At 58.9% G+C, this 23,462-nt stretch carries 20 protein-coding genes and 1 pseudogene; 19 read left to right on the forward strand and 2 right to left on the reverse strand.

Translation table 11 applies throughout. The features are described from left to right. Nucleotides 1-689: 689 nt before the first annotated feature. The 3 genes from FC75_RS04965 (at nt 690) to FC75_RS04975 (ending at nt 1,760) form a co-directional block, all read left to right on the forward strand. Nucleotides 690-878 carry a hypothetical protein gene (locus tag FC75_RS04965; protein ID WP_054665276.1) on the forward strand — a complete coding sequence of 63 codons (189 nt, stop codon included), beginning with the start codon at nt 690-692 and terminating at the stop codon, nt 876-878. Between the two features lie 129 nt (nt 879-1,007). Further along, nucleotides 1,008-1,187: a hypothetical protein gene (locus FC75_RS04970; RefSeq protein ID WP_056989290.1), complete on the forward strand. Its 180-nt coding sequence runs from the start codon at nt 1,008-1,010 to the stop codon at nt 1,185-1,187. A 45-nt stretch (nt 1,188-1,232) separates the two neighbouring features. Next, a complete protein-coding gene (locus FC75_RS04975; protein WP_056989291.1) occupies nt 1,233-1,760 on the forward strand; it encodes a hypothetical protein in 528 nt (175 codons plus the stop codon). Between the two features lie 114 nt (nt 1,761-1,874). Here FC75_RS04975 and FC75_RS04980 read toward each other — a convergent pair whose 3' ends face one another. Further along, the gene (locus FC75_RS04980; RefSeq protein WP_054665272.1) at nt 1,875-2,372 is read right to left on the reverse strand and encodes a hypothetical protein; all 498 of its coding nucleotides are present in this window, start codon (nt 2,370-2,372) and stop codon (nt 1,875-1,877) included. A 476-nt stretch (nt 2,373-2,848) separates the two neighbouring features. Between FC75_RS04980 and FC75_RS04985 the strand changes: the two genes are divergently transcribed. The 5 genes from FC75_RS04985 (at nt 2,849) to FC75_RS05005 (ending at nt 10,056) form a co-directional block, all read left to right on the forward strand. Further along, nucleotides 2,849-3,547, forward strand: a complete 699-nt coding sequence (locus tag FC75_RS04985) for a LytR/AlgR family response regulator transcription factor (protein WP_054665269.1) — start codon at nt 2,849-2,851, stop codon at nt 3,545-3,547. Continuing rightward, nucleotides 3,540-4,685, forward strand: coding sequence for a sensor histidine kinase (locus FC75_RS04990; protein ID WP_420843309.1), 1,146 nt, complete (start codon nt 3,540-3,542; stop codon nt 4,683-4,685). The genes FC75_RS04985 and FC75_RS04990 overlap by 8 nt, the downstream gene beginning before the upstream one ends. Before the next feature lie 66 nt (nt 4,686-4,751). Next, complete coding sequence (locus tag FC75_RS04995) at nt 4,752-6,596, forward strand: ABC transporter ATP-binding protein (protein WP_056989292.1); 1,845 nt, start codon at nt 4,752-4,754, stop codon at nt 6,594-6,596. Further along, nucleotides 6,568-8,466: an ABC transporter ATP-binding protein gene (locus FC75_RS05000; protein WP_056989293.1), complete on the forward strand. Its 1,899-nt coding sequence runs from the start codon at nt 6,568-6,570 to the stop codon at nt 8,464-8,466. Before FC75_RS04995 ends, FC75_RS05000 begins: the two co-directional genes overlap by 29 nt. 129 nt (nt 8,467-8,595) lie before the next feature. Beyond that, complete coding sequence (locus FC75_RS05005; RefSeq protein WP_054665263.1) at nt 8,596-10,056, forward strand: 6-phospho-beta-glucosidase; 1,461 nt, start codon at nt 8,596-8,598, stop codon at nt 10,054-10,056. Nucleotides 10,057-10,120: 64 nt separating this feature from the next. Here FC75_RS05005 and FC75_RS05010 read toward each other — a convergent pair whose 3' ends face one another. Then, nucleotides 10,121-10,327, reverse strand: coding sequence for a hypothetical protein (locus FC75_RS05010; RefSeq protein WP_156403581.1), 207 nt, complete (start codon nt 10,325-10,327; stop codon nt 10,121-10,123). 863 nt (nt 10,328-11,190) lie between these two features. Here FC75_RS05010 and FC75_RS05015 point away from each other — a divergent pair. The 11 genes and pseudogenes from FC75_RS05015 to FC75_RS05070 all read left to right on the forward strand — a co-directional run bounded on the left by FC75_RS05015 (nt 11,191) and on the right by FC75_RS05070 (nt 23,447). Continuing rightward, nucleotides 11,191-11,967: an endo alpha-1,4 polygalactosaminidase gene (locus FC75_RS05015; protein WP_082623111.1), complete on the forward strand. Its 777-nt coding sequence runs from the start codon at nt 11,191-11,193 to the stop codon at nt 11,965-11,967. A gap of 47 nt (nt 11,968-12,014) precedes the next feature. Continuing rightward, nucleotides 12,015-12,956 (forward strand): hypothetical protein, encoded by a 942-nt coding sequence (locus FC75_RS05020; RefSeq protein WP_056989296.1) that lies wholly within the window; start codon nt 12,015-12,017, stop codon nt 12,954-12,956. Between the two features lie 10 nt (nt 12,957-12,966). Beyond that, nucleotides 12,967-13,395, forward strand: a complete 429-nt coding sequence (locus FC75_RS05025; protein ID WP_054665250.1) for a hypothetical protein — start codon at nt 12,967-12,969, stop codon at nt 13,393-13,395. 126 nt (nt 13,396-13,521) lie between these two features. After that, the gene (locus FC75_RS05030) at nt 13,522-13,869 is read left to right on the forward strand and encodes a hypothetical protein (RefSeq protein ID WP_056989297.1); all 348 of its coding nucleotides are present in this window, start codon (nt 13,522-13,524) and stop codon (nt 13,867-13,869) included. Further along, nucleotides 13,856-15,685, forward strand: a complete 1,830-nt coding sequence (locus FC75_RS05035; protein WP_054665729.1) for a DUF2194 domain-containing protein — start codon at nt 13,856-13,858, stop codon at nt 15,683-15,685. Before FC75_RS05030 ends, FC75_RS05035 begins: the two co-directional genes overlap by 14 nt. A gap of 21 nt (nt 15,686-15,706) precedes the next feature. Further along, nucleotides 15,707-17,125 carry a GT4 family glycosyltransferase PelF gene (gene pelF, locus FC75_RS05040; protein WP_056989298.1) on the forward strand — a complete coding sequence of 473 codons (1,419 nt, stop codon included), beginning with the start codon at nt 15,707-15,709 and terminating at the stop codon, nt 17,123-17,125. After that, nucleotides 17,112-18,572, forward strand: a pseudogene (gene pelG, locus FC75_RS05050) (exopolysaccharide Pel transporter PelG). Before pelF ends, pelG begins: the two are co-directional and overlap by 14 nt. Nucleotides 18,573-18,667: 95 nt before the next feature. Next, entirely contained in the window at nt 18,668-19,156 is a 489-nt protein-coding gene (locus FC75_RS05055) for a GNAT family N-acetyltransferase (RefSeq protein ID WP_162230958.1), read from the forward strand. Between the two features lie 135 nt (nt 19,157-19,291). Beyond that, nucleotides 19,292-21,898 (forward strand): sigma 54-interacting transcriptional regulator, encoded by a 2,607-nt coding sequence (locus tag FC75_RS05060; RefSeq protein ID WP_056989300.1) that lies wholly within the window; start codon nt 19,292-19,294, stop codon nt 21,896-21,898. A gap of 241 nt (nt 21,899-22,139) precedes the next feature. Next, nucleotides 22,140-22,637 (forward strand): PTS sugar transporter subunit IIB, encoded by a 498-nt coding sequence (locus FC75_RS05065; RefSeq protein ID WP_056989301.1) that lies wholly within the window; start codon nt 22,140-22,142, stop codon nt 22,635-22,637. A gap of 3 nt (nt 22,638-22,640) precedes the next feature. Continuing rightward, complete coding sequence (locus FC75_RS05070; protein ID WP_056989302.1) at nt 22,641-23,447, forward strand: PTS mannose/fructose/sorbose/N-acetylgalactosamine transporter subunit IIC; 807 nt, start codon at nt 22,641-22,643, stop codon at nt 23,445-23,447. Nucleotides 23,448-23,462: the final 15 nt, after the last annotated feature.

A 23,462-nucleotide genomic window follows, 5' to 3' on the forward strand; every position in this document is an offset into this window, starting at 1 on the left:
TCAAAAAAAGCCCCACAATCATTAGACACTTTGTCTAACAATTGTAGGGCACTTCATAGGCGTAGGGCTTTGGCGCGAGACGACGATTAAGTTTGCTAGGTCAGACTGGGAGCCTTTCTCTGCTTGATTTAAATATTATATTCGGAGGTCACTACCCATGTGGTGCGTGATGAACGCAGACCATTATGCCAGCACCCGCTTTCTCACTATTGTCGGATTGCTTTGTGCAGTGATAGTGGCCCTATTTGTTGGTCCAACGCTTTTTCCGCTGAGGAGTTGCTATGGCACGTTTACTTCTGTTCAGACGTTAGGTGGGCGTCATGGACAGTCTGTTGACAATGTGGGTTTTAAAACGAATACGGAAACCTTTAAATTGGAAAAATAGTGTTGGAATATTTTAGCTGGCAATGAACGGTCCGATTTGCCACTGCCATCAAAGTGGCGCTACAAGATCGCAGTTGTAAGGCTTGGTTGGTTTGAGCGGCGGCGGATCACCAGAATCCGCATAAGTTTTCTGCCACAAGATTAGCGGTGCCAATCTCACTGCTCAAGGAGACACATCACGACAGTCACATGAGCCAGTGTGCGTCTCAAGATTCGGCGCCAAGTCGTTTTGCTTCTCAAACCTGGCAAAGAGGGTATGGTGATGTCATCAGTCACGTACGCTGCTAGGTGAAGGAGGCGTTGAAATGCGCATGCTGAAGCTCAAACGCCGGCTGATTCAGCTCGGCCTGATCACTGGGTTGGTCGTGGTTCCCAGTTGGCTCTGGTTTGGTTCGCGGTACGGCATTTGGATCGGGCTGCTGAATGCAGTCGGTGTTACAGTTCTGACGTTCCTGCTGATCGCGGTCAGGAATAGGTTTAAAAAGAAGCGCTAGGGCGCACGCCTACATATGATAGGGGCGGATTGTCAAAGGATTGTTAACGGGGTATTCTAATTGTAGCAATATATTGGATGCGGTTTCAGTCAGGCAACGGTGTCAAATCACCGTGAAAGGTCGATAGCGATGAAAACTCTTAGCACCCACTCTTGGCTTGTTCGGACCTTAATTGTGATCGATGCGCTGCTTATCTTTTTGGCCATTTGGACGATGATCGTGGGCGATCAAGGCATCGCGTTATTTTTGATCCAAGGCGCGACGATTCTGGTGATCGCGACTGGCGCGCTGGCACGGCGAAGGGAATAAAGCGGCGCATCAGGTGCCGCGATTGATTTTGAAGGAGGATGCCCGGTGAAAAAATGGGGATATCGGTTTATTTTCGGCCTGCCTGTGCTGCAAGGCGACGCGGTGACACACGCAGACAGTGTGTTAGGGTGGCCTGCGATGCTTTTCCCCCTGGGTATTTTGATTGTTTTTTGTGTTTCGCTGTTTGTGATTCCGCTTCGGCTGCTGCATGCGGACACCGACTTTATTTTGTGGCTGGGCCTTTACGCACTTTCGCTGGTTTGGTTTCTTCGCGCAAGCCGGGTAGGCAATCTCAGCGAGCGGGTTTCGGACGCAGCGCTGCCGAACGTTAAAAAGCGGGTGCACCACTGGAGCTGGTGGTTCGGGATGGTTGCGGCGATCATTGTTTATACCGTCCTGTCAGTAACTCAGTACCGCGTGTTTGGTCGGGCAAATTTCTGGGCTAACGGGCTGGCCGACACACTTTTCAACGCAGGGTGGCAGGTCGCACTGATTGCCTGGTTTTTTGAGCACGTGTGGCGGATTACCTTGCAGTCGCGCTTGGTCGCAGTTCACCCGCTTGACGCGTCGTGAGTGTTCTGTCGTGAGTCGGCTGCACTGGTCGCGCAGTCCTGCTTGCGTGATTGGGGTTTTGAGCTAACGAAAAACCGTGCAGGCCTTCAAATCGGGCGCTGCACGGTTTTTGTTTTACATCTGATGCTCAGGGAAGAACGGTTTACTGCTCTTATAGGGCGAAGGTCCGGTGATCAGGGTTTTGTTGATAAACCACTGCAGCCCTGCCCCAAACAGGATAAAGCCGGTGGCAATCATAATTCGCGCCAGGACGTTTTCGCTGTACGGCGGCAGCAGTGGCATCAATGCCCCGACGGCCAGAATGATTCCGGGGAAGCCCGGCTGATGAATCTGGCGACCGGCGTAGAAAATCAGCAGGCCAAGGATGAATCCAGCTGCGAGAAAAAGGACTAGCCACCAGGCATTGATGCTCGCCAAGTTGCCGTGCAACCGCGTTAGGCCATACTTAGCGACCTTATGTTTCTCGAGGTAGGATGCTTTCGTCGAGTAAGGCAATGTATACAGATGAAACTTGAGGAATAGTCCCATCACCATCAGATACGAAACGGCGTAGAGCCATGCGCCGTGTTTCAGCAGGCGCGCGAGCCGCTGATAACGTTGTGACTCAGTCATTTGATCATCTCCATCTCTCGGTGAGACACTGGGTCTCACTCACCCTAAGAGTGAAAAACACTAATTAGCACGGTTCTTAAATTACAATGATAGTATCATGAGGATCTTGGCCATAATATACGCGCTTAACAATCTAGTTGCAACAATTTTCTGCGTGACCATCGGCCAATAGTCCAGCTAATCGAATCGTGTGGCGACAAAAAGACCGTCAGTAGACTTTTGGGTAAGTCTGACGGTCTAACGTTGTTCATATAACACCGGCCGTTAACAACGGCTCTGCGCAGGCCTCATTCGTGAGGCCTGTTTTTGTGTTTTCATTATATTCTGGCCCGGATTTACCTGTCACCTGTTTTGGGCAAGAATCTAGCGCAATAGTGTGGCTGACGAGGATTCCGGCGCATCTGGGAATGCTGTACTGCAATTCTGGTTCGCTACCCTATGCTATAATCAGTACCAATTAAGGGGGAGACGGTTTCATGCAGGTGGCGTTAATTGAAGATGACGAACAAACCAGAGCACGCACAGAGCAGCTGTTTGAAGCTGCCTCGACTGCTGCCGATCCCATTCACGTGCTGCCGTTTGCGTCCGCAGAGGCGTTTGAATTTGCCCAAGTGGCCGCAGATGTGCTGGTTTTGGACATTAAGCTGCCCGGCGCCGATGGCATGACGTTAGCCAAAGCCGTGCGCAAGGTGGATCCAACGGTGCCGCTGGTATTCGTGTCCAACTACGATGAATACGTGTTTGAAGGCTATGATGTTAACGCGCTGGCCTACATCATGAAGCCGCTGACTGCCGCCAAAGTGGCCACCATTATTGCAAAAGTCCGCGCCCAAAAGCCGGCCAAGCAGCTGCTGGTGACCACGGCGGCAGGAGCGCAGCGCATTCCGTTATACGAGCTGACCGCGATCGAAGTGGCTGATCACGCGCTGGCGTTTCACTTGCAAGACCAAACGCTGGTGGCCGCCGGGCAGTTGAAAGACTACTTGAGCCTTGAACAGGAAGACTTCATTCGCATCTACCGGTCGATCCTGGTGAATCTGAACTTCGTGCGTCGCGTCACGACTGGCGAGGTGGAAATGGCGGACGGCACCCACTACCCAATTGCCCGCCAGGAACGCAAGCGCACGCGCGAAGCCTTTTTCGCTCACTATCGGAGGCTGGCTGATGATAACTGAGGGGCTAATCGCCGCGCTGGCCGGCGGCAGCTTGGGACTGATCCTGGGCGGGTCGGCGAAGCGGGAAAGCATCACCGGGCTCGGCTTAGCCGCCGGGGCCTTTGCCGTTGCTTGGGGGCACCTGGCTTGGCTCGCCGGCATTCTGTTTGCGGCAGTCAGTGCGGCGTTTCAGTGGCGCAAGGGTGAAAAAGAAAACGCGCTGGTGTTGGCCGGGCTGTTCTGTTTGGCTGCGGCCGGGACCATGTGGGTCGGCGCGGCCAGTCTTGCCTTTGGCGTGATTTTGGCTGCCATCATAGGTTTGTGGCGGACCCAGAACCATTGGGGGCTGCGGCTGATCGCGCTGGGGTTTGTGCTGTGCGGCGGCGGGGCTTTGGTCCTCACGACCGGCTGGGTGCAGGTGGTGGTAGCCGCCGCAACGCTGCTGGCGGCCGCTGGTTTCAGCCTATTGGTCCGGCAGTTTTTCGCGCAGCAGGACGCGGTGTTTGCCAAGGGCCTGGACCAGATGATGGCCCAGTACAGCGGCGAGGTGCAAGGCTTGTACGAGGGCATGCGCGGGTGGCGCCACGATTACCACGACCACTTGCAGGCGCTGAAGGCCCATCTCGACAGCCAAGACACCGCGGCGGCTCGGGCCTACCTGGACGATCTGGAAGATAAGCTTGATACCGTCGACACCTTGGTGCACTCTGGCAACCCGATGCTCGACGCAATTTTGAATGGGAAGCTAACGTTGGCGGAGCGGGAAAATATTCCGACCAACGTCAAGGCGTTCGTCGGCGCGACGCCGTTGATCCAGGACCTTGACCTGGTCGTCATCGTCGGCAACCTGATGGACAATGCGCTGGAGGCCATCGAAGCCCAGCCCGCGGGGGAGAAGCGGCGGCTGCGGGTTTACATCGCGATCTTGAAGCAGCAGCTGTACATTTCAATTACCAACACGCGGCCCGCCGACCAGCAGATCGACATCCACTACGCCTCGACCAAGAATGACAAGCGTGGCCTGGGCATTCGCCGCATCAACAAGCTGGTGGCCAAGTACGGCGGGATGATCAACCGCCAGTACGAAGATGAGGTGTTCGTGACCGAGATCGCGCTCCCGCTCAGCCATGACCATTCGCGCGAGAATTCAGACCATTAACGAAAAAGTGACCCGCGACGGCCACTTTTTTTGTACAGTGAAGGCAGTAAGAATGGAGATGGCGTCATGGCGAGAAAAAAGCCGCAGTATTCACTGGTCAACAACCTGCGCTGGTACTTTAGGCAGGTGCAGCGTTATTTTCCCGGTCTCAAATGGGATATTCTCGGGACCGTCGTGGTCACGGCACTGACTGGGGTGATCGGCGTGATCGCGCCGGCTTGGCTGGTGGGGCTGCTCGCCAGTCGGGCACACTTCAGCTACTTTGTCGAAGTCGCGCTGGGTATGGCGGTGGCGCTGGCGGCCGCAGGGGCGGCGAGCACCTTTCTCAAGTTTTACGCGGACGCGTGGGGATCGAACTTGCGCGCCAAACTGGCCGTGGCGCTGCACCAGCTGACCTACCAGATGCCCTACCAGCAGCTGCAGACGCCGCACGTTCAGGAGCAGTTTCACCAGTCGTTTAGCAACGCCTTGTCCTGGACGCTGGCCGGTGCTGAAGCCATTTTTCGAAGCATTAAAGCGCTTTTGGCGGACGGCGTGACCTTGCTGATCTTCACGATTACGTTATCCGCGTTCACGCCTTGGCTGTTTGTCCTGGTTCTGGTGGCCGCCGTCATCGGCTACTGGGGGCTGCAAAGCTACCGGCAGTGGTACGAGACCAACAAGGCCAACTGGGCCACCCAGCGGCGGCAGACCAGCTACTTGAGCCGCACCGCCTACGCGTTGGAAAACGGCAAAGATATGCGGCTTTACCATGTTGGCGACTGGTACCAAAGCCACTATGAGGCCTTGCTTCAGGTCCGGATGCACTGGCAGCGCGCCGATTCAACGCGGACAGCGGTGGCGGAGCTGATCGGGGACGTGGCCGGGTTCGTCCGTGATGGCGCGGCTTACACCATGCTGGTGCTGGCCGCGGCGGCCCAGACGCTTTCCATCGCCCAATTCACGCTGCTCTTTGGCGTGACCAACCAGTTCGTCACCTTGACCAACAGTCTGTTGATGGACTGGCATCAGTTGCAAAAAGCCAGCTTGGACCTGCAGGAACTGCGGGCGTTCACAGATCACCAGACCCCGGCGCCCACCCAACCGCTGGCGGCTGCAGATGCAAGCCAGCTGGCCAAGCGGCCGGTGACCATTCAATTCGAGCATGTGAGCTACCTTTACCCGGAGGCGGAAAAACCGACACTGCGGGACGTCAGCTTCACGCTGGCCGGTGGTGAGCGCCTGGCGTTAGTGGGTGTCAATGGCGCCGGCAAAAGCACCCTGAGCAAGTTGATGATGGGCCTGCTTGACCCGACCAGCGGTACGATCCGGATCAACGGGGTCGATGCGGCCCAGCTGCCACCGCAAACGCGGTACGCGTTGTTTGCGCCGGTGTTCCAGGAATCGACGCTGATTGCCGCGGACGTTGCGCAGAACGTGGCGATGACGGCGGAACCTGATGCGCAGCGGGTCCAAGCCGCACTGAAGCAGGCTGATTTGACGCAAACCGTCGCTGGCCTGAAGCAAGGCGTGCACACGCAGTTGACGCGGAACCTGCACGATGACGGGGCGGACCTGTCCGGCGGGCAGGCGCAAAAACTGATGCTGGCGCGAGCCCTGTACAAAGACGCGCCGGTGCTGATCCTGGACGAACCCACGGCGGCGCTTGATGCCATTGCCGAAAGTGCGGTTTATCAGATGTACGCGACGCTGACGGCCGGCAAGACCTCGCTGTTTATCTCGCACCGCCTGGCATCGACCCGGTTCTGCGACCAGATCATTTTTCTGGCAGACGGGCGGATCGTCGAGCAGGGCACGCATGAGGAACTGCTGAGCGCGCACGGCCTTTACGCCGAGATGTACGCGATCCAGAGCAAGTACTACCAAAAGGAGGTGAAGCAGGATGGATCAGGACAAGTCGTTTTGGACTAAGTTGCGCGGAATCGTGTGGCTGATCCACCAAGTCGACGCGGGGATGCTGCCGGTGCAGTTCTGCTATGTACTGCTGATTGGGATCCTGCCGTATCTGAACACGGGGTTTCTGGGGGTGCTGCTGATCATGCTGCAGCACCGCGCACGCCCTGCCCAAATCGTAGCGCTGCTCCTCGCCTTTTTGGCGGTGCGGCTTGGGCTGACGGTACTGCAGCGGGTGGTGGAGAAGCTCCAGGCCGATCATCACCAACTGCTGGGCCAGCGGCTGGAGGCGCTGACGGCCGAGAAGCTGGTGCGGCTGGATTATCAGGACTTCGAATCCAAAGACCTGCGCGCCGCCTACGACACGGCCCGCCGCGGCGCCAGTTTTTCCGGTGATCTGGGTGCGCTGGTGCAAAGCGGGTTTTACCATGCCTTTAACATGCTGATCGCCGCCGGGTTCGCCATTGGCATCCTGGTCACGCTGCTGCGCGGACACGTCACCGAAAGCAAATTTGCCTGGCTGTTTAATTCGCCCTGGTACCTCGTTGTGATTTTGGCCGTGCTGGCGCTGCCGCTGCTGCTCAGTGTTTGGGGCATGCGGCGTGGGAGTGTGAAGCAGCGGGAAATGATCCAGAAAATCGTTGCCCACAACGTCTCGTGGCAGTACTACAACGATTTTGCCGAGAATTTTAAAAATGGCGAGCTGACCCGGCTTTACGATGCGGACGGCATGATGTCCCGCGCCGAGGAGAAGGCCTTGGATGCGGGCAATCAGGCGACTTGGCACGGCATGATGGGGATGTTCGGCGCGACGGCGGTGCCCAGTGGGGTGATCCAGCTGGCGGTCGGGGGCCTGTTCGTCCTGGTGGGGCTTCAGGCCTACGCCGGCGGCCTGGCCATCGGCACAGTGCTGATCGCGGTGGGTTACCTGCAGCAGTTCATGCTGGCCTTTGACGGCTTCATCGGCGAGCTCGGCTACGCGGTGAACGAGGTCAATTACCTGCAGTACTATGTGACGCTTTTAAAAATGCCAACCTCGCACACCGGCGGTACGTTGCCGGTGGAAAAACGCACGGACAACGATTTTGCCATCGCGTTTCACGACGTCTCGTTCAAGTATCCGGACAGCGACGAGTGGGCGCTGCGCCACATTAATTTGACGCTGCACATCGGCGAGCGCCTCGCGATCGTCGGCAAGAACGGCTCGGGCAAAACGACGCTGGTCAAGCTGCTGTGCCGGCTGTTCACGCCGACCGAAGGTGAGATCACGCTCAACGACATCGACATTCAAAAATATGACCTGGCCGAATATCAGAGTCTGCTCGGCGTCGTGTTCCAGGACTTCCGGCTGTTTGCCTACTCGATTGGGGAGAACGTCGCCGCCTCGACGCAGGTGGACGAGGCCCGCGTCTGGCAGGCGCTGGCCGTGGCAGACATCACGGACCGGGTCAAGGCCATGCCGAAGGGTCTGGCCACGCCGATCACCAAGAGTCTGTTCGATGATGGCATCGACATTTCCGGCGGGGAAGCCCAGAAAATCGCCATCGCGCGCGCCTGGTACAAAGACGCGCCGATCATGATCCTGGATGAACCGACCGCCGCCTTGGATCCCATTTCCGAGTACGAGATCTATCAGCGCTTTGATGCGCTGGTGGGCGACAAAACCGCCATCTACATTTCGCACCGCATGAGCTCAACGCGCTTTTCGCAGCGCATCGTGGTGTTTGATCAGGGCCAGATTGTGCAGGACGGCAATCATGAGTCGCTCATGAAGCAGGACGGGCTGTACCGCCAGCTGTTCAACGCGCAGGCTCAGTACTACACGGACGACAAGATCAAGGAAGAGCGCCAGCAGGGGCTGCAAAGTGCCGCGCCGGTGGTGAAATAAGGCACAGCGGACCGCTTTTACCTATCGGGTGAAAGCGGCCTTTTTGGTGTTGCGACTTATTTGCGAAAGCGGTTTACCATTTTTCCTTAGTGGGTTACGCTAATCAGGTAAAAAGGGAGGAATTAACTCATGGCAAAATTACCTGATGGATTTCTGTGGGGCGGTGCGGTCGCGGCGCACCAGCTCGAAGGCGGCTGGCAGGAAGGCGGCAAGGGCGTCTCAATCGCCGATGTGATGACCGCCGGGGCCAACGGCGTGGAGCGCCAGATCACCCCGGCCGGCGTGCAGCCGGGGCTGAACTACCCGAACCACGAGGCCATCGATTTTTATCACCACTACAAGGAAGACATTAAGCTGTTTGCGGAAATGGGCTTCAAGGCGTTTCGCACGTCAATCGCCTGGACGCGGATTTTTCCCAACGGCGACGAGACCGAGCCGAACGAGGCCGGCCTGAAGTTCTACGACGACGTGTTCGCCGAGTGCCACAAGTACGGTATCGAGCCCGTCATCACGCTGAGTCATTTTGAAATGCCGCTGCACCTGGTCAACGAATACGGCGGCTGGCGCGACCGCCGGCTGATCGACTTTTTCGTGCGGTTCGCGACCACCTGCTTCAAGCGCTACAAGGGCGTGGTCAAGTACTGGATGACGTTCAACGAAATCGACAACCAGTGCGACTACAACCGCGAGTTCACGATGGCAACCAACTCCGGCCTGCTGTTCCCCAAGGGCAGTACGGATGAGGACCGCGCCAGTGCGATGTACCAGGCGTCCCATTACGAGCTGGTGGCGTCGGCGCTCGCCGTCAAGGCCGGCCACGAGATCGACCCGACCAACCAGATCGGCTGCATGATCAACTTCACGCCGATGTTCCCGGCTTCCAGCAAGCCTGAGGACCTGTTCATGGCGGAAAAGGCGATGCAAAAGCGCACCTGGTGGAGCGACGTGCATGTGCGCGGCCACTACCCGGCCTTCATGGAGGCCTACTTCAAGCGCACCGGCTACCGGCCGGACATCACGGACGCGGACCGCGCGGCGCTGGCGGCCGGCACGGTCGATTACGTCGGTTTTTCCTACTATTCGTCCAGCACCGTGGCGCACCAGGCGGACAACCCGGCTTACGATTTTGTCGGCGACAAGGAAATCGTGCCGAATCCCCACCTGAAGACGACAGAATGGGGCTGGACCATCGATCCGCAGGGCCTGCGCTGGAGCCTGAACTGGCTGTACGAGCGCTACGAAAAGCCGCTGATGATCGTTGAAAACGGCCTGGGTGCGGTCGACAAGGTCGAAGCGGACGGCCGCATTCACGACCCGTACCGCATCGACTACCTGCGTGCCCACATCGCCGAAATGGAAAAGGCCGTCAACGAGGACGGGGTCGACCTGCTCGGCTACATGCCATGGGGCTGCATCGACCTGGTGTCCGCCGGCACCGGCCAGATGGACAAGCGGTACGGCTTCATCTACGTCGACAAAAATGACGCAGGCGAAGGCACGCTGGCCCGCAGCCGCAAGGATTCCTTCTACTGGTACCAGCATGTCATCCAAACCAATGGCGAGAATCTCAGCGACGTCAAGCCGCAGTAAAATGGCTACAGCAATGCCCTGCTCACACGCGTGGTGAGTAGGGCATTTTTGCGTGGTGGCGTCGTCAAAGGTCGTCGGGCAGTGCAGCCTTGCGGAAGGTGTCAATGACCAGTGAAATTCCCCAAACAATAAGGCTGCGGCCGAGAAAAGTGTGCCAGTCACCGGTGATCAGAAAAGCAATCAGCGCGTAGCCCGTGAGAATCAACAGGATAATGTAGATGAAGATCAGTGTGACCAGAAAGGCGATTTCCAAGATCAAGTCCCTAAGCAATGCAATTCCCCCAAAGCAGGCCAGCATGAAGCCGGCCATTTTTTGCCACGGCAGGCGTGGCGCCGCCGATTATAGCAGGTGTCTTTAGCGGTCAAAAGCGATTCTGGCGCGGCAATGATGCTTTCCAGATATTTCGATGAGGAAGCGGCCGAACGGGTAGGCAGTGGGCACTGCTGCCCGGTATAATGTCTGGAGCAGAAGCGTTTAGAGCGGTGGTATCTCGCATTCGAAAGAAGGTGAGGCTTATGAGCTTAATCTCATAACCTTGATTTCCGGTAGAAAGGGGGTACGAGTTTGCTTTTGATCGACGTCATGACGTGGATCATTACTTTCATCAGCGAGTTGACATCATTGATCTTCGTGATCACGATGTTGCTTATCACATGGCGATTATTGATGAAAGAATTCGGCCGCGGCCGAAAAAAATAGCAAACAAATACGCCGCTGAACCCTGAGCAGGAAGATGCGGGGTAACGTTTGCATTCAGAATGCCATCGTTCAAAATAATTCTGCGCGGGACGTCTTGCAGGGCGTCCCTTTTTGCTGTCTTAATTATATCATGGTCTCGAAAGGCGGTGAAGCCCTTTTGACTCGAAACGGACAGGGCCGGTGACGCTAATGGAATCCAGAAAGTGAAAAAAGGGGACGTCGTGTTTTCGCTTTCGAGGCGCGTTTCAGCGAAACAACGCCGTACCGTTAGCCCAGTGAATCACATCAGCCAGAGGGACTCGCCACGTGCGGGGCCCTTTTTTTTAAAAAGAACTGCATAAGCGAATATTAATCAAAAGCATAAATAACGACCGTTTGATTAGCCTGCTCAAGTATCACCATGATACGTTGGAATTACGAAAGGGAGGGACGCCATGGCGAAATGGTTGCTGGTTGGGACACTACTCCTTGCGCTGTGCGGCCTGACGGGAGGCGAGCGAATGCCGGAACAGACATTCACGATTTATTACGGGGCGGCCAGTGACGCGGTCGTTGACCAGTTAAGCGACCGCGCGCTGGCGATCATTGAACCCAACGGGTGGCAGGCCGCGCAGGTGCAGGCGCTCGAAGACCGCGGGACGCAGACGTTTGGGTACGTCAACGTGATGGAGCAGGAGCCGGCGTATGACTTGCCTGCCGAGTCCGCCCTGCAAGTCAATGGCAAGCAAGTACCGATTCCCAAATGGGACACTTATATGCTCGACCTGCGCCGCTCAGAGGTGCAGGCCGCCCTTTCTGCTAAGGTGGCCCGGATCGCGGCTTCAGGGTACACCGGCGTTTTTCTCGACACGGTCGGTGACATCGATGATTACCTGACCGAAGCGCCGCGCGTTCAGACCGCCCAGCGCCAGGCCTTGACCGATTGGCTGACGCGCATGCATGCGGCGTACCCGGACCTGAAGTGGTGGCAGAATCGCGGGTTCGAGACCTACACGGCGGCCACAGAAGGCGTGGTGTCAATGGTGCTGTGGGAGGATTTCAATGCGGAGACGGTGGCCAATGACAGTTGGAGTCAGCGCTGGTTAAGCGAGCTGCGGCGAAGACCGGTGCAGCTACTCGCAGTGTGCCCGGATGCGGCCAGCCAGCGGGCGGCCGAAACGGCGGGGATGACCACCACGGTCAACGCAAACGACGTGTACGACCACCTTTAGCGACGGGGTTGAAGGTGATGTTAGGGGTTTTTGAAAGGAGCAACGCAATGACAAGACGCAACAACAGAGCTTGGGGGCTGCGGCTGATCGAACCGCTCATCGGGTTGGTGCTGCTCGGCTACCTATTAGCTGAAACTGACTGGGTGCCAGAGGCGTTTTTGCCGCTGATCGGGTTCGCCTATGTTGCCGGCTTTGCCAGCTACTACGGCATGGGGATCGGCATGTACACCTGGGCGGCGACCTTTTTCGGCAGTCTGTACCTGACCGGTGTGGTGCGCCAGCAGGACGTGCTGCTTGAACTGTGGCACTTTAACACGCTGCTCTACTGGAGCGGGCTGCTGCTGGTGGTCGCCGTGATCGGTGGGATCAGCTCGGCGCGCAGCGAGCGCTACGACGATCAGGTGTTTCAAAACGAGACGCTGGAGCAGAATAACGAAGAGCTTAACGAGACCCTGACGGCAGTAAACACCAGCAAGGAGGCGCTCAAGGCCAAACTGCTGGCAACCGACAACCAAACGACCGAGCTGTTCGAGTTGTTTAAAGTGCTCGACCAGGCCCCGCCGCAACTGGTGCCAGGCGCGATGGTGAAGCTGTTGCAGCAGTTCCTAGCCGCCGAAAATGTCGCCGTGTACGAGCCTCAGAACGGCGCCTTGACGCGCATTGCGGGCAGCGGTGACGCCGGCCAGTCGTTGACGTTGGCGGAGCCAATCGTGCAGCGCGCCACGCTGAGCAAGGCACCCACCATCCGCACAGAAGCCGATGGCCCCACGGCGCCGATCGTGGTCGGGGCCGTGCACGTGGATCAGCAGTTGGCTTACATTATCGGCTTGGACGTGGCGCTGGGCGACTTGACCGCGCAGCAAATGACCCTGTTCAGCTGGTTCCTGAAAATTTTAGGTGAACGGATGGAAGCGGAAATGATCCGTCAGGCGGGGTACCCGCGGCCTGGCGCTCAAATCGTGAGCCAAAGCGCGAACACCGGAAAGTGAGGCGAGGCAAATGTTGGCGATTGTCTATCTGAGTTACCTCGCGTTTTGCCTGCTGGTGTTCAAGGCGGTGTGGCGATCCGCGTGGCCGCTGCTCGACACCTTGTGCACCGTGATCGCGATGGTGCTGCCGGGGATTGGTCTGGCGCTGGCGATCTGGTGGCGCGCCAGTTACCGGCCGGTCGACGCGACCGCGCTGACGGCGGCACACCTCGCCGAGCGGTTTGAGCCGGTCGTGAATTATTCCGCGATGCGGCAAACCGCCAAGGAAGACCTGACGGCCGAGGAGCTCAAGCCGGCCTTGGGCGTCCCCCGCGCCGGCGGCCACACCAATGTGGTCGTGCAGCTGCATCGCCAGGCCGTTGACGGTGCCGGTGCCATTTTGCAAACCGCGATGAACAGCGGCGACGTGGATACGGTTCACTACGCGGCCACGACCTAGCTGAATCAGCGCAAGCGGCTGGTCGACCGGCTGCAGGAGGCCGAGCTCAGTTACGCAGAGGGCCCGACGGCTGACAACGCCTGCCGCATCATCAGCGCGTACCAGACGCTGCTGGACGCCGGTTTGTTGGATGAAGACGGCAGGCGCCGGTACCTGCAGCAGCTGGTCCAGCGTGCTAGCGAGTTGGCCAAGGACCACCGCAGCACCTGGCAGATTTGGACCGCCCTAGGTCAGGCCCAGCTTGACCTGGGCGACCACCAAGGCGCGGCGGCCACGCTGCACGCGGCGCGTACGGCCTGCGCCCCGGCGGCGCCGATCACGTATCTGGCGCTGGCCATTGCCTACGCCGCGCGCAACTGGCGCGGCGTAACACAGGCCTTACACACACTTTCTGACCAGCCACTGGGCGATTTGACCGCCCAGCAGCAAGAGACACTCACTCTATTAAGGAGGGGCGCCGATGAAACGGGTTAAATTGATCATGACACTGGGAATCGTTGCGCTGACGGCCCTGGTCGTCGGGGCCATTTTGATGGTCCGAAGTGACGCGCTGCACCTGCGCGTGTTCCCGGTGACGGCGGCGGACGAAACGGTGGCCACACGCCACACCGACCAGACGCCGACGTTGAACGGCCAAAATCGCCTGCTGTATGTTCAACCCCTTGCGCCCGCAGACGCGGCGCTGCAGCAGTCGACTAAGCAAGGTCTGAGCTACGCCAAGGTCGGGTATGACGACATCCAGGCCGCGGAAATTGCTGGCCAAAAGCCGGATCACGCCACGCTGCTGATCGCCGATCCCGACATTGTCACCTATGAAGACGCCGTGATCGACTTTGTTGAAGCCGGCGGCAGCGCCGTGTTCATGCAGCGCCTTGAAGAAATTTCGCCGCGCCTTCAGCAGCTGCTCGGCCTGACTGCTGTGGGCGGCGTGCGCCGCGTGACGGGGATCAAATTTGACGAACCGATTTACCCGGGCTACCCGAATGCCAGCGTCGAGGATTCCAGCGCCTTTGCGCACCGCGCAGCGGACGTCAAGCTGGCCGCCAGTGCGACCACGTTGATCTCGGCGAGCAGCCGGCCCATCCTGGTGGAAAATCAAACCGCCGGGGGCCAGGTGCAGTACTGGAACACCGGTTTTCTGAATGACCGCCTGGCGCGCGGGCTGTTTGTCCAAAGCGTCGGCCGGCTGTTCCCGGTGGCGGTGACCAGCCAGGCCGGGATCCAGGTGATGCACATTGACGATTTTCCGGCCCCAGTGCCGGACACCACGACCACCGTGGCCGATGCCAGCGGTAAAGCCATGACCGTCGCGGACTTTTACGCGCATCGCTGGTGGCCGGATATGCTGCGGCTGGGCCGCAAGTACGACCTGAAGTACACCGGTGCGTTGATTGGGACTTACGACAATGACGTGTCCGGCAGCGATGCGGAAATGTACGGTGCGATGCGCCGAACGGGGCAAAAGTACGTCCGCGAGCTGAACAAAGTGGGCGGTGAAGTCAGCCTGCACGGGTTTAACCACCAGCCGCTGCTGCTGGCAAAAGATCCGGTCGATCAAAAACTCAACTACACGCCGTGGCCGGATCAGGCCAGCATGGCCGCGGGTTTGGACCAGGTGGCCGAGCTCATGGCCACACTGGCCCCGGCGCGCGCGATTACCACCTACGTGCCGCCGTCCAACCTGACTAGCAAGACAGGTCTGGCCGCAGTGCGGCAGGTGTTCCCCAAAGTCGATACGGTGGCCGCCTTGTATTACGGCGACGCGGTGCAAAGCCGGTACGTGACGGAATTTGGCGAAAACCAGGACGACCCGCAGCTCTTTGATTTTCCCCGCAACGTCTCCGGTTATGCCTTCACGACTAATAACCGGTACGAGATCGCCGATGTCGCTGCGACGTTCGGGGTGATGGCGCACTTCATTCACCCGGATGACGTGTTCGACCTGGCGCGCTCGAATAATGCCAACTGGGAAGAGCTCGCCGAGAGCTTTGACCAGCAGCTGGATTTTGTTAAGAAGACGTACCCGATGATCACGCCGATGACGCAGAACCACGCGACGGCGGTGCTCAAGCAGTACTTTGCCGGGGCCGTTGATGTGCGCTACAGCGACACCCAAATCGAGCTTTACGCCCGCCACATGCCGGACAATGCCAGCGTGACCGTGCGGCTGAAGGACGGCAAGCTGGCCACCGGCAGTTTCCAGGACCGGACGGTTCGGGAACTGGGCGCCCGCCTGTACAGTGTGACGCCTAAGCGGGCCGCGCTGACACTGGCGATTGAAAAAGGGTAACCCGCGCAAAGGAGGAACACCATGAAGATCGCAATCATCGCTGAAGGCTGCTATCCCTATGTGACTGGCGGCGTGTCCAGCTGGGTGCACAACCTGATGAAGGAGATGCCGCAGCACCACTTCGACGTCCTGGCCATCACCGCGGACGACCAGCCGCGAGCCGTGCGCTACGACCGCTTGCCCAACCTGGGTCAGATCATTCGGTATCCGCTGACCGCCAGCAATGCGCGGCGCACGGCGGTCAGGCTCAGTGCCGCCGACCGCGCACTGATCGCCGACTGGCTGAAAATGACCCAGGTGGTGCCCGGCGCGTTAGGGCTGCTTGCCGACGCCGACCGGCTGGGGGATGCCGACAGCTTTCTGGCCAGCCAGACGTTTTACCAGCTGATGGCCGAGCAGTATGAAAAAGCTGGCGAATCCTGCCCCTTTTTGGCCTACTACTGGTCCTGGCGCAACATGCTGACGCCGCTGCTGCGCCTGCTGCAGCAACCGGTCGGAGACTACGATTTGTTGCAGGTCACCGCGACCGGCTATGCCGGGGTCTTAGCGGCGGCGCTGCACGAGCAAACGGGCGTGAAGGTCGTGCTGACCGAGCACGGGATCTACGCCCGCGAGCGCGAGGAGGACATCCTGCAGTCGGATTGGCTCGACCCGGCGTTCAAGCACCAGTGGGTCCGCTTTTTCCGCTACCTGGCCAAGCAGGCGTACGCCGCGGCGGATTCGGTGGTGACGCTGTCGGCCGCCAACCAGGCCCACCAGAAAAGTGGTGGCGCGGATGCCGCCAAACTGCGGCTGGTGCCGAACGGTGTGCGCGTGGCCCAGTTGGCCACCCTGAAGCGGCACCAGTTTGATCCTAAGGCAGGGCTGCAGATCGGCGCCATCATTCGCATGGTGCCGATCAAGGACATCACGACCCTGATCCAGGCGTGCGGGCGGCTGGCCGAGCAAGGGGTGCCGTTTGCTTGCTACCTGATGGGGTCGACCGACGAGAATCCCGAGTACGCGGCCGAGTGCCGGGCCATGATCGCCGCCTTGGGGCTCAGCGCCCAGGTCCACATGACCGGTCAGATCAACGTCATGGATTACCTGCCGCGCCTGGACGTGCTGGTCCTTTCGAGCATTTCCGAGGGGCAGCCGCTGGCCGTTTTGGAAGGCATGGCGGCCGGGCTGCCATGGGTCTGCACCGACGTGGGCGCCTGCCGCGAGCTGCTGTACGGCAACAATGACAGCTTTGGCCAGGCCGGATTCGTGGTCCGGCCGGTGGCGCCGCGGCGGATCGCCGACCACCTGGCGTGGTTCTACCAGCATCCGGACATGATGCAAAAAATGGGGCAAAACGGCGCACGCCGCGCCCGGCGCTACTACCAACTCGACGCAGTGGCCGACACCTACGACCACCTTTACAAACTGAAAGGAGCTCAAGGCGATGGCGGGCGTTAATCTGGAAACGAAACTCAGCCGCTTGTTCAAGCCCGAGTCGCTGACGCGGCGGGCGGGGGCATACGGCTACGCGCTGATCAACGGCGCCGGCACCTGGCTGATCCTTTTGGGGAGCATGATGCTCCTGCGCAGCGTGATGCTGGCCACGGAATGGACGTCGGAGGCCACAGTGAACCTTTTTTCCACGGCTGTGGCGTACTGCTTCATCTTCGGTCAGCTGATCAACGCGGTCGGGCAGTTCGCGGCCTCGCGCTTCGTGGCCGATGAGCTGTACGCAGGCCGAGCGGACCGGCTGCTGCCGGCCTTGATTGGTTGGCTGAAACTGCAGCTGACCCTTGCGCTGATCGCGGCCGGGGTCTACTGGCTGATTTTTTCACCGTAGTGGTGGTTCGCGCTGCTGCTGTTCACCGGTCTGGCGGCGACTTTGACCCTGTTTTCCGTGAATCTGGTCGTCTCCCAAGTCGCGTCGCGCCAGCTGCCGCTTCTGTGGCTGGCCGGGGGCATGGCGGTGGCCATCGGCGTGGCCCTGCTGTGCGGCGCCAACCAGTGGTGGCTGCCGGTTCAGCACGGACCGATGGTGACCTTGCTGGTGAGTTTTATCAGCGGCGTGATGGTGACAATCGGCGGGCTGGTGAGCGCCCTGCTGCGCCGGGTGCCGATCGGCCGGCGGGCGGATCAGTACGCGCTGCTGCTGGCCATTGACCACAATAAACGGCTGTTGTTGGCCGGCGTCGGTTACGCGCTGGGGCTGTGGAGCGCCAACGTGATTTACTGGCTGGTCAGCGGGATCTCCCTGAGCGGTTTGTTCCAGGTCAATCTGATGTACGACACCAGCACGTTCTGGGCCTATCTGCTGATCACGCCGGTGTACATGCTGCTGTTTTTGGCCATCGAGACGCGGTTCCACCCGTACTACCGCAAACTGATGAGCCAGATCAACAACGGCGGCACGCTGGCGGCAATCAACCAAAGCCAGGCCAAGCTGCGCAGCGTGCTGATCCAGGAGCTGCAGCGCATCGTGCGGACGCAAGGCATTCTGACCATCATTGTCGTGACGCTGATCGGCATCGCCAGCTCGCAAAGCCTGTACTTCTCGCTGGAGACGTCGGTGCTGCAGCTGGTGATTGTCGGGGCGTGCCTGAACAGCTTCGTACTGGTGATTATGCTGATGCAGCTGTACCTAGACGATCAGCGCGGCGCGGCGGCCACCGGCGCCGTGTTCGGCGGCAGTGTGATCCTCGCGACGCTGCTGGGCCTGCCCCTGGGAATGAGCTTTTACGGGCTCGGCCTGGTGATCGGCGCGCTGCTCGGCGTGGTGGCGGGTCTGCCGCGCCTGCTGGATTACACCGAGCACCTCAGCGAGCACCTGTTCCTGAAGGCGGCCACCGAACGCACCGGCTGGCTGGGCAGCTTAGCCCTGGCCTATGCCCGTCGGCACCAGGCGTAACCGTTTTTGAAGTCGCGCGCCCACTTAGGGCCCGCGACTTTTTTGGTGGGCGGTGCTAGACTAGGGACTATTAATTTGAAATCGAGATGACCGGCATGCCCAAAATTCGTGAGATTCAGCCCAAAGACGACGCTCAGATGAAAAAGATCCTGAAGTTCTGTCTGGAGGAGGCCGACCTGGCCCTGCCGGGAACGGCGTACTTCGACCCGCAGATCGGCGAGCTGGCCGAGTACTACGCGCACACGACCCGCGCCAAGTACTTCGTGGCGGTGGCGGACACCGATGACGACCAGGTCCTCGGCGGCTGCGGCATCGGGCCAGTGGCGGATTTTGAGGACATTTGCGAGTTGCAGAAGCTGTACCTGACCCCGGCGGCCCGCGGCCAGGGCCTGTCGAAGCGGCTGCTGGCAAAGAGTATTGCGGCCGCCAAGGCGTTCGGCTACGAGCGCATGTACGTCGTCACCGACACCAAGCTGCCCATCGCCAACAAGCTCTATCAGGCGCAGGGCTTCACGCGCCTGCCGCACGCGCTGGCCGATGACCCGCACGACGGCTGCGACACGTGGTACATCAAGGACATTTGAACGCGGCAGTGTTTGACTCGGTTCAACACTAGCCGCGCTTTATTTTTAAACACCGGCTTGAACCCGTCTCGAAAATCTGCTAGCGTTACCCCTGAAAGGGCTTGCACGAGGGCCCTCTTGGAGGAGGAGACGCTGATGAGCGTTCAACGCGCCAAAGACCGGGTTTACGAGAAATTGAAGGAGCTGCTGCGGCTTCATGATAGTGTTGAAACGACGACCTTGGCCGAAAACTTGGGCCTAAGCCGGTCCGTGACCAGCCATTACTTGGGGGAGTTGGAAAAGGGCGGTCGCGTCATTAAAAGCGACGGCCGGCCGGTCCGCTGGCGGCTGACCGGGGTTGGTGCGCCCAGTCATGAGCCGGCGGCCCTGCACGGGCTGAACGCGGTGATCGGGGCCACCGGCAGTCAGCGCGAAAGCATTCGCAAGTGCATTGCGGCGGTCGAATACCCAGGCGGGCTGAACCTGCTGATTACCGGCAGCAGCGGTGTCGGCAAGACCTTTTTGGCCAAAAAAGTGTACGAGTACGCCCGTGACACCGGCGCCATCGCGGCCGATGCGCCGTACAAGGTGCTGAACTGTGCCGATTACGCCAACAACCCGGAGCTGCTTTCCTCGATCCTGTTCGGTTACACGAAAGGGGCCTTCACCGGTGCCGAGGCCAACAAACCTGGGCTGATTCAGGAGGCCGATGGCGGCTACCTGCTCCTTGACGAGGTGCACCGGCTGTCCGGGGAAAATCAGGAGAAGCTGTTCACCTTCATGGACACCGGGATCTACCGGCCCATTGGCGAAAATCAGCGTGACTGGCACGCAACGGTCCGCTTCATTTTTGCCACCACTGAGGACCCGAACGCGGCGCTGCTGGAAACCTTCAATCGCCGCGTGCCGGTCATGGTGCACCTGACGACCTACGCGCACCGGCCGGTCGACGAGCGGCTGGCGTACATCCGGGTGCTGCTGCAAACCGAGGCGAAGAACTTTCACAAGCCAATTACGCTGGCTCCGCAGGCCGTGAGCTACCTGCTGAACTTGCGCCCGGCCGGCAATGTCGGTCGGCTCAAAAACCTGATCAAACTGGCCTGCGCTAAGGCCAATACGGGTGAGCACCCAGACGACCTGCTCAAAGTCGGGCTGACCGACTTTGATCTGGCCGGCGCCGCGTTCGACCCGGTCGGCCAGCTGAAAGTGGCCAAGCCGATGCTGGTGGCCCCGGATACGGCGGGTGAAGCCTTGCCGCCGGCGCTTGATCTGACGGTCGGCCAGCAGCTGACTGCCTATCTGCAAAGTGCCACCGCTCTCACCATGACCGATGTCCGGCGCAAGCTGCAGGCGCTGTTCACTGCGCAAGGCGCGATCGATCCCAGCATTTCACTGTTGCACAGTATTCACGCAGAAGTGTTCAAGCACACCGTGGTGCAGCGGTTCGGGCTGAAGGCGGCCAGCGATTACGAGGACTTGCTGTTTCGGCTGTATGATTCCCGAGTCACGCTGGCCCAGCCGCCGCTGGAAAAGCTGCAATTGCTGGCCGCTGATCACCCGCGGGCGCTGCACGTCGCCCAGAAGTTTTACCAGCAGCTGCCGCCACTGGACGCCGCCAGTGCCGAGGCGCTGCCGCTGCTCATGGCTAGCGTGATCTGCGATTCGATTGATGAGTCGATCGCGCTGCGCTGCCTGATGGTGGCGCACGGCTCGCGAATGGCCACCAGCATTCAGTCCGTGGTCAACCAGCTGTGCGGGACGTACTTGGTGGACGCCATCGACATGCCGATCGATTCCAGCATTGGCCAGATCGCGATGATCGCCAAGCAAACGGTGAAGGATTTTGACACCTCCAACGGGTTCATCTTGCTGGTGGACATGGGGTCGTTGAGCCAGCTGTACCGCGTGATCAAGAATCAGCTGCAAGGCGACGTCTTGGTGGTCAACAACCTGACCACGGCCACCGCGCTGGACGTCGCACTCAAGATTCAGCAGAAGCTGCCCTTTGACCGGATCGCGGAGTACGCCTCAACGGAGTACGCCATTTCGACGCAGTACTTCGAAGGCTTTGCCAAAAATCAGAACATCGTGATCTCATGCATGTCGGGCCTGGGCATTTCCGAAAAGCTCAAGGAGATCTTTCAGTCCGTGATGGACCGGCGCCTCAGCGTGGTGGCGATGGATTACGCGCACCTGCACCAAAGCATCGAGGCAGACAACATCAGCGAGTTCGACGCAACGCAGCTGGTGATCACGACCACCAACCTCCCGGACTCGTTTGCCATTCCGCACATCAACATTTATGACCTGCTGGATCCGTCCGGGCAGGAGTTTCTGCACAACATTTTGCGCCAATTCATCGACCAGAAGACCTTTGATGATCTGTACAACCGGATCGTCCGCTTCCTGTCGATCGAAGGCGTCACCGAGCGCCTGTCCTTCCTGAACCCGGACGTGATCATTCAGGAGGTCGAAACGGTCATTTTCAAGTTCGAAAACTACTACCACATCCAGCTCGACGGCAAGGTCAAGCTGAACCTGTACATGCACATTTCCCTGATGGTGGAGCGCCTGATGACTGGGGTCAGCCGTAACGGGGAGAAGGATGAGCGCACACCGGCCAGCCAGGAAGAGGCGGACTTCAACACCGTCGCCAAAGGCATTTTCAAACCGCTGGAGCTCAAGTACAACATTGACATTAACGGCTACGAGCTTTCGCTGCTGTACCAGCTGATGAATTACGCGTTCACTGAGGCTAAATAAATTCAGTGGCTTGGTGCCGCCCCCTGGGGGTGGCGCCTTTTTCGTGTGTGCAGGGCAAACCGCAGCGAAGTGTTTAGTTTTGTGTTTAAGAATATAGCGGAGCAAAAATTAATGCGTCAAACCCCAATCATGTCTGCTTTGGCACGCCAGTTGCTTATATCATGATGAACACGTGTGATATCCGGATAGACATGTGGTGTTCCAGTGAATTGAAAGCGTTAACTACTATGGAGGTGTTGAAATGATCGAAATGATGCGGGTCGATGATCGGCTAATTCACGGTCAAGTCGCCTTGTTATGGTCCAAGGAACTTCAGCTCAATCGGATCATCGTGGCCAATGACCGGGCCGCAGCCAGCGAGATTCAAAAAAACGCGCTGCTGCTGGCGGCGCCGGCGTCGATCAAGGTGGCCGTTGAGCCGGTGGATAAAGCCATTAAGTTGGCCAATGACCCTCGCGGCGCCAAGCTGAAGATGTTGCTGATCGTGAACAATGTGGCAGACCTAAAGCGCGTGGTCGATGGGGTCCAGGCGCCGGAGGACGTCAAGGTCGACATTGCCAACGTTGGCCGGATCGGTGGCGACTTGGCCAATAAGCAGAAAATCTCAGAGACGGTGTACCTCACCGAGGATGAGGTCAAGCTGGTGCGGGAGATTGCCACCAAGGCCAAGAATTTTGTTTATCAACCATTACCTGGCGATACCCCGACACACTTTGTAGATTTATTGAAGGGAGAATAAACAATGCTCTTATATCAAGCAATTGCGGTTGGCCTGATCATGGCCTTCGCAAAGTTTATCAACGCATACGGCTCTTTTGCCCAACTGATGCCATTCATTCAATACATTTTGCTGGCTCTGGTTTTGGGGAAGAGCCCGTCACAAGCCATTATCCTTGGTGCCGCCGTTGAGCTCGCGTTCTACGGCGTCATGCAGATCGGCGCGGTCCTGCCACAGGATACGCAAGTCGGCGGGGTCCTCGGGGTCGCGTTCGCGCTGATCCTGAACCAGAAACCTGCCGTTGCGGTTGCGCTGGCCGTCCCGATCTCAATGCTCGCGGTCATTGTTTGGAACCTGCTGAAGTTCTGGTTCACCGCGAATGTTGAAGTCTTCGAAAAGCACATCCGCGAGCGCAACCTCGCCAAGTTCAACCGGCTCTGGTGGATGCAGGTCGGCGTTTACGAAGTGGCTTACTTCGCCCTGGCCTTCATTGCTATTCTTGCCGGCACCACCGGCATCAAGATGTTTGTCAACAGCATTCCAAAAGTGTTCCTGACCGGCCTGACCGTTGCCGCCGGCATGCTGCCAGCCGTTGGGATGGGCATGCTGCTCAAGTACGTTTGGAACATTGAATTCCTGCCATTCTTCATTGCCGGGTTTGCCCTTGCTGCTTATCTGCAGCTGCCGATCATGGCGATCAGTATCTTCGGCGTCGTCTTTGGCCTGATGATGTTCTTCATCGACAAGCATATCGATGAGGTGAAAAAGAGCACCAAGCAAGTAAGTTCAGGACCCCAGTTTACAATTCAAGTGCAACACCTTAGCGACTAGACCAAAAAGGCCATG

It is taken from the genome of Lacticaseibacillus camelliae DSM 22697 = JCM 13995 (assembly GCF_001436615.1).
GTDB classification, from domain to species: domain Bacteria; phylum Bacillota; class Bacilli; order Lactobacillales; family Lactobacillaceae; genus Lacticaseibacillus; species Lacticaseibacillus camelliae.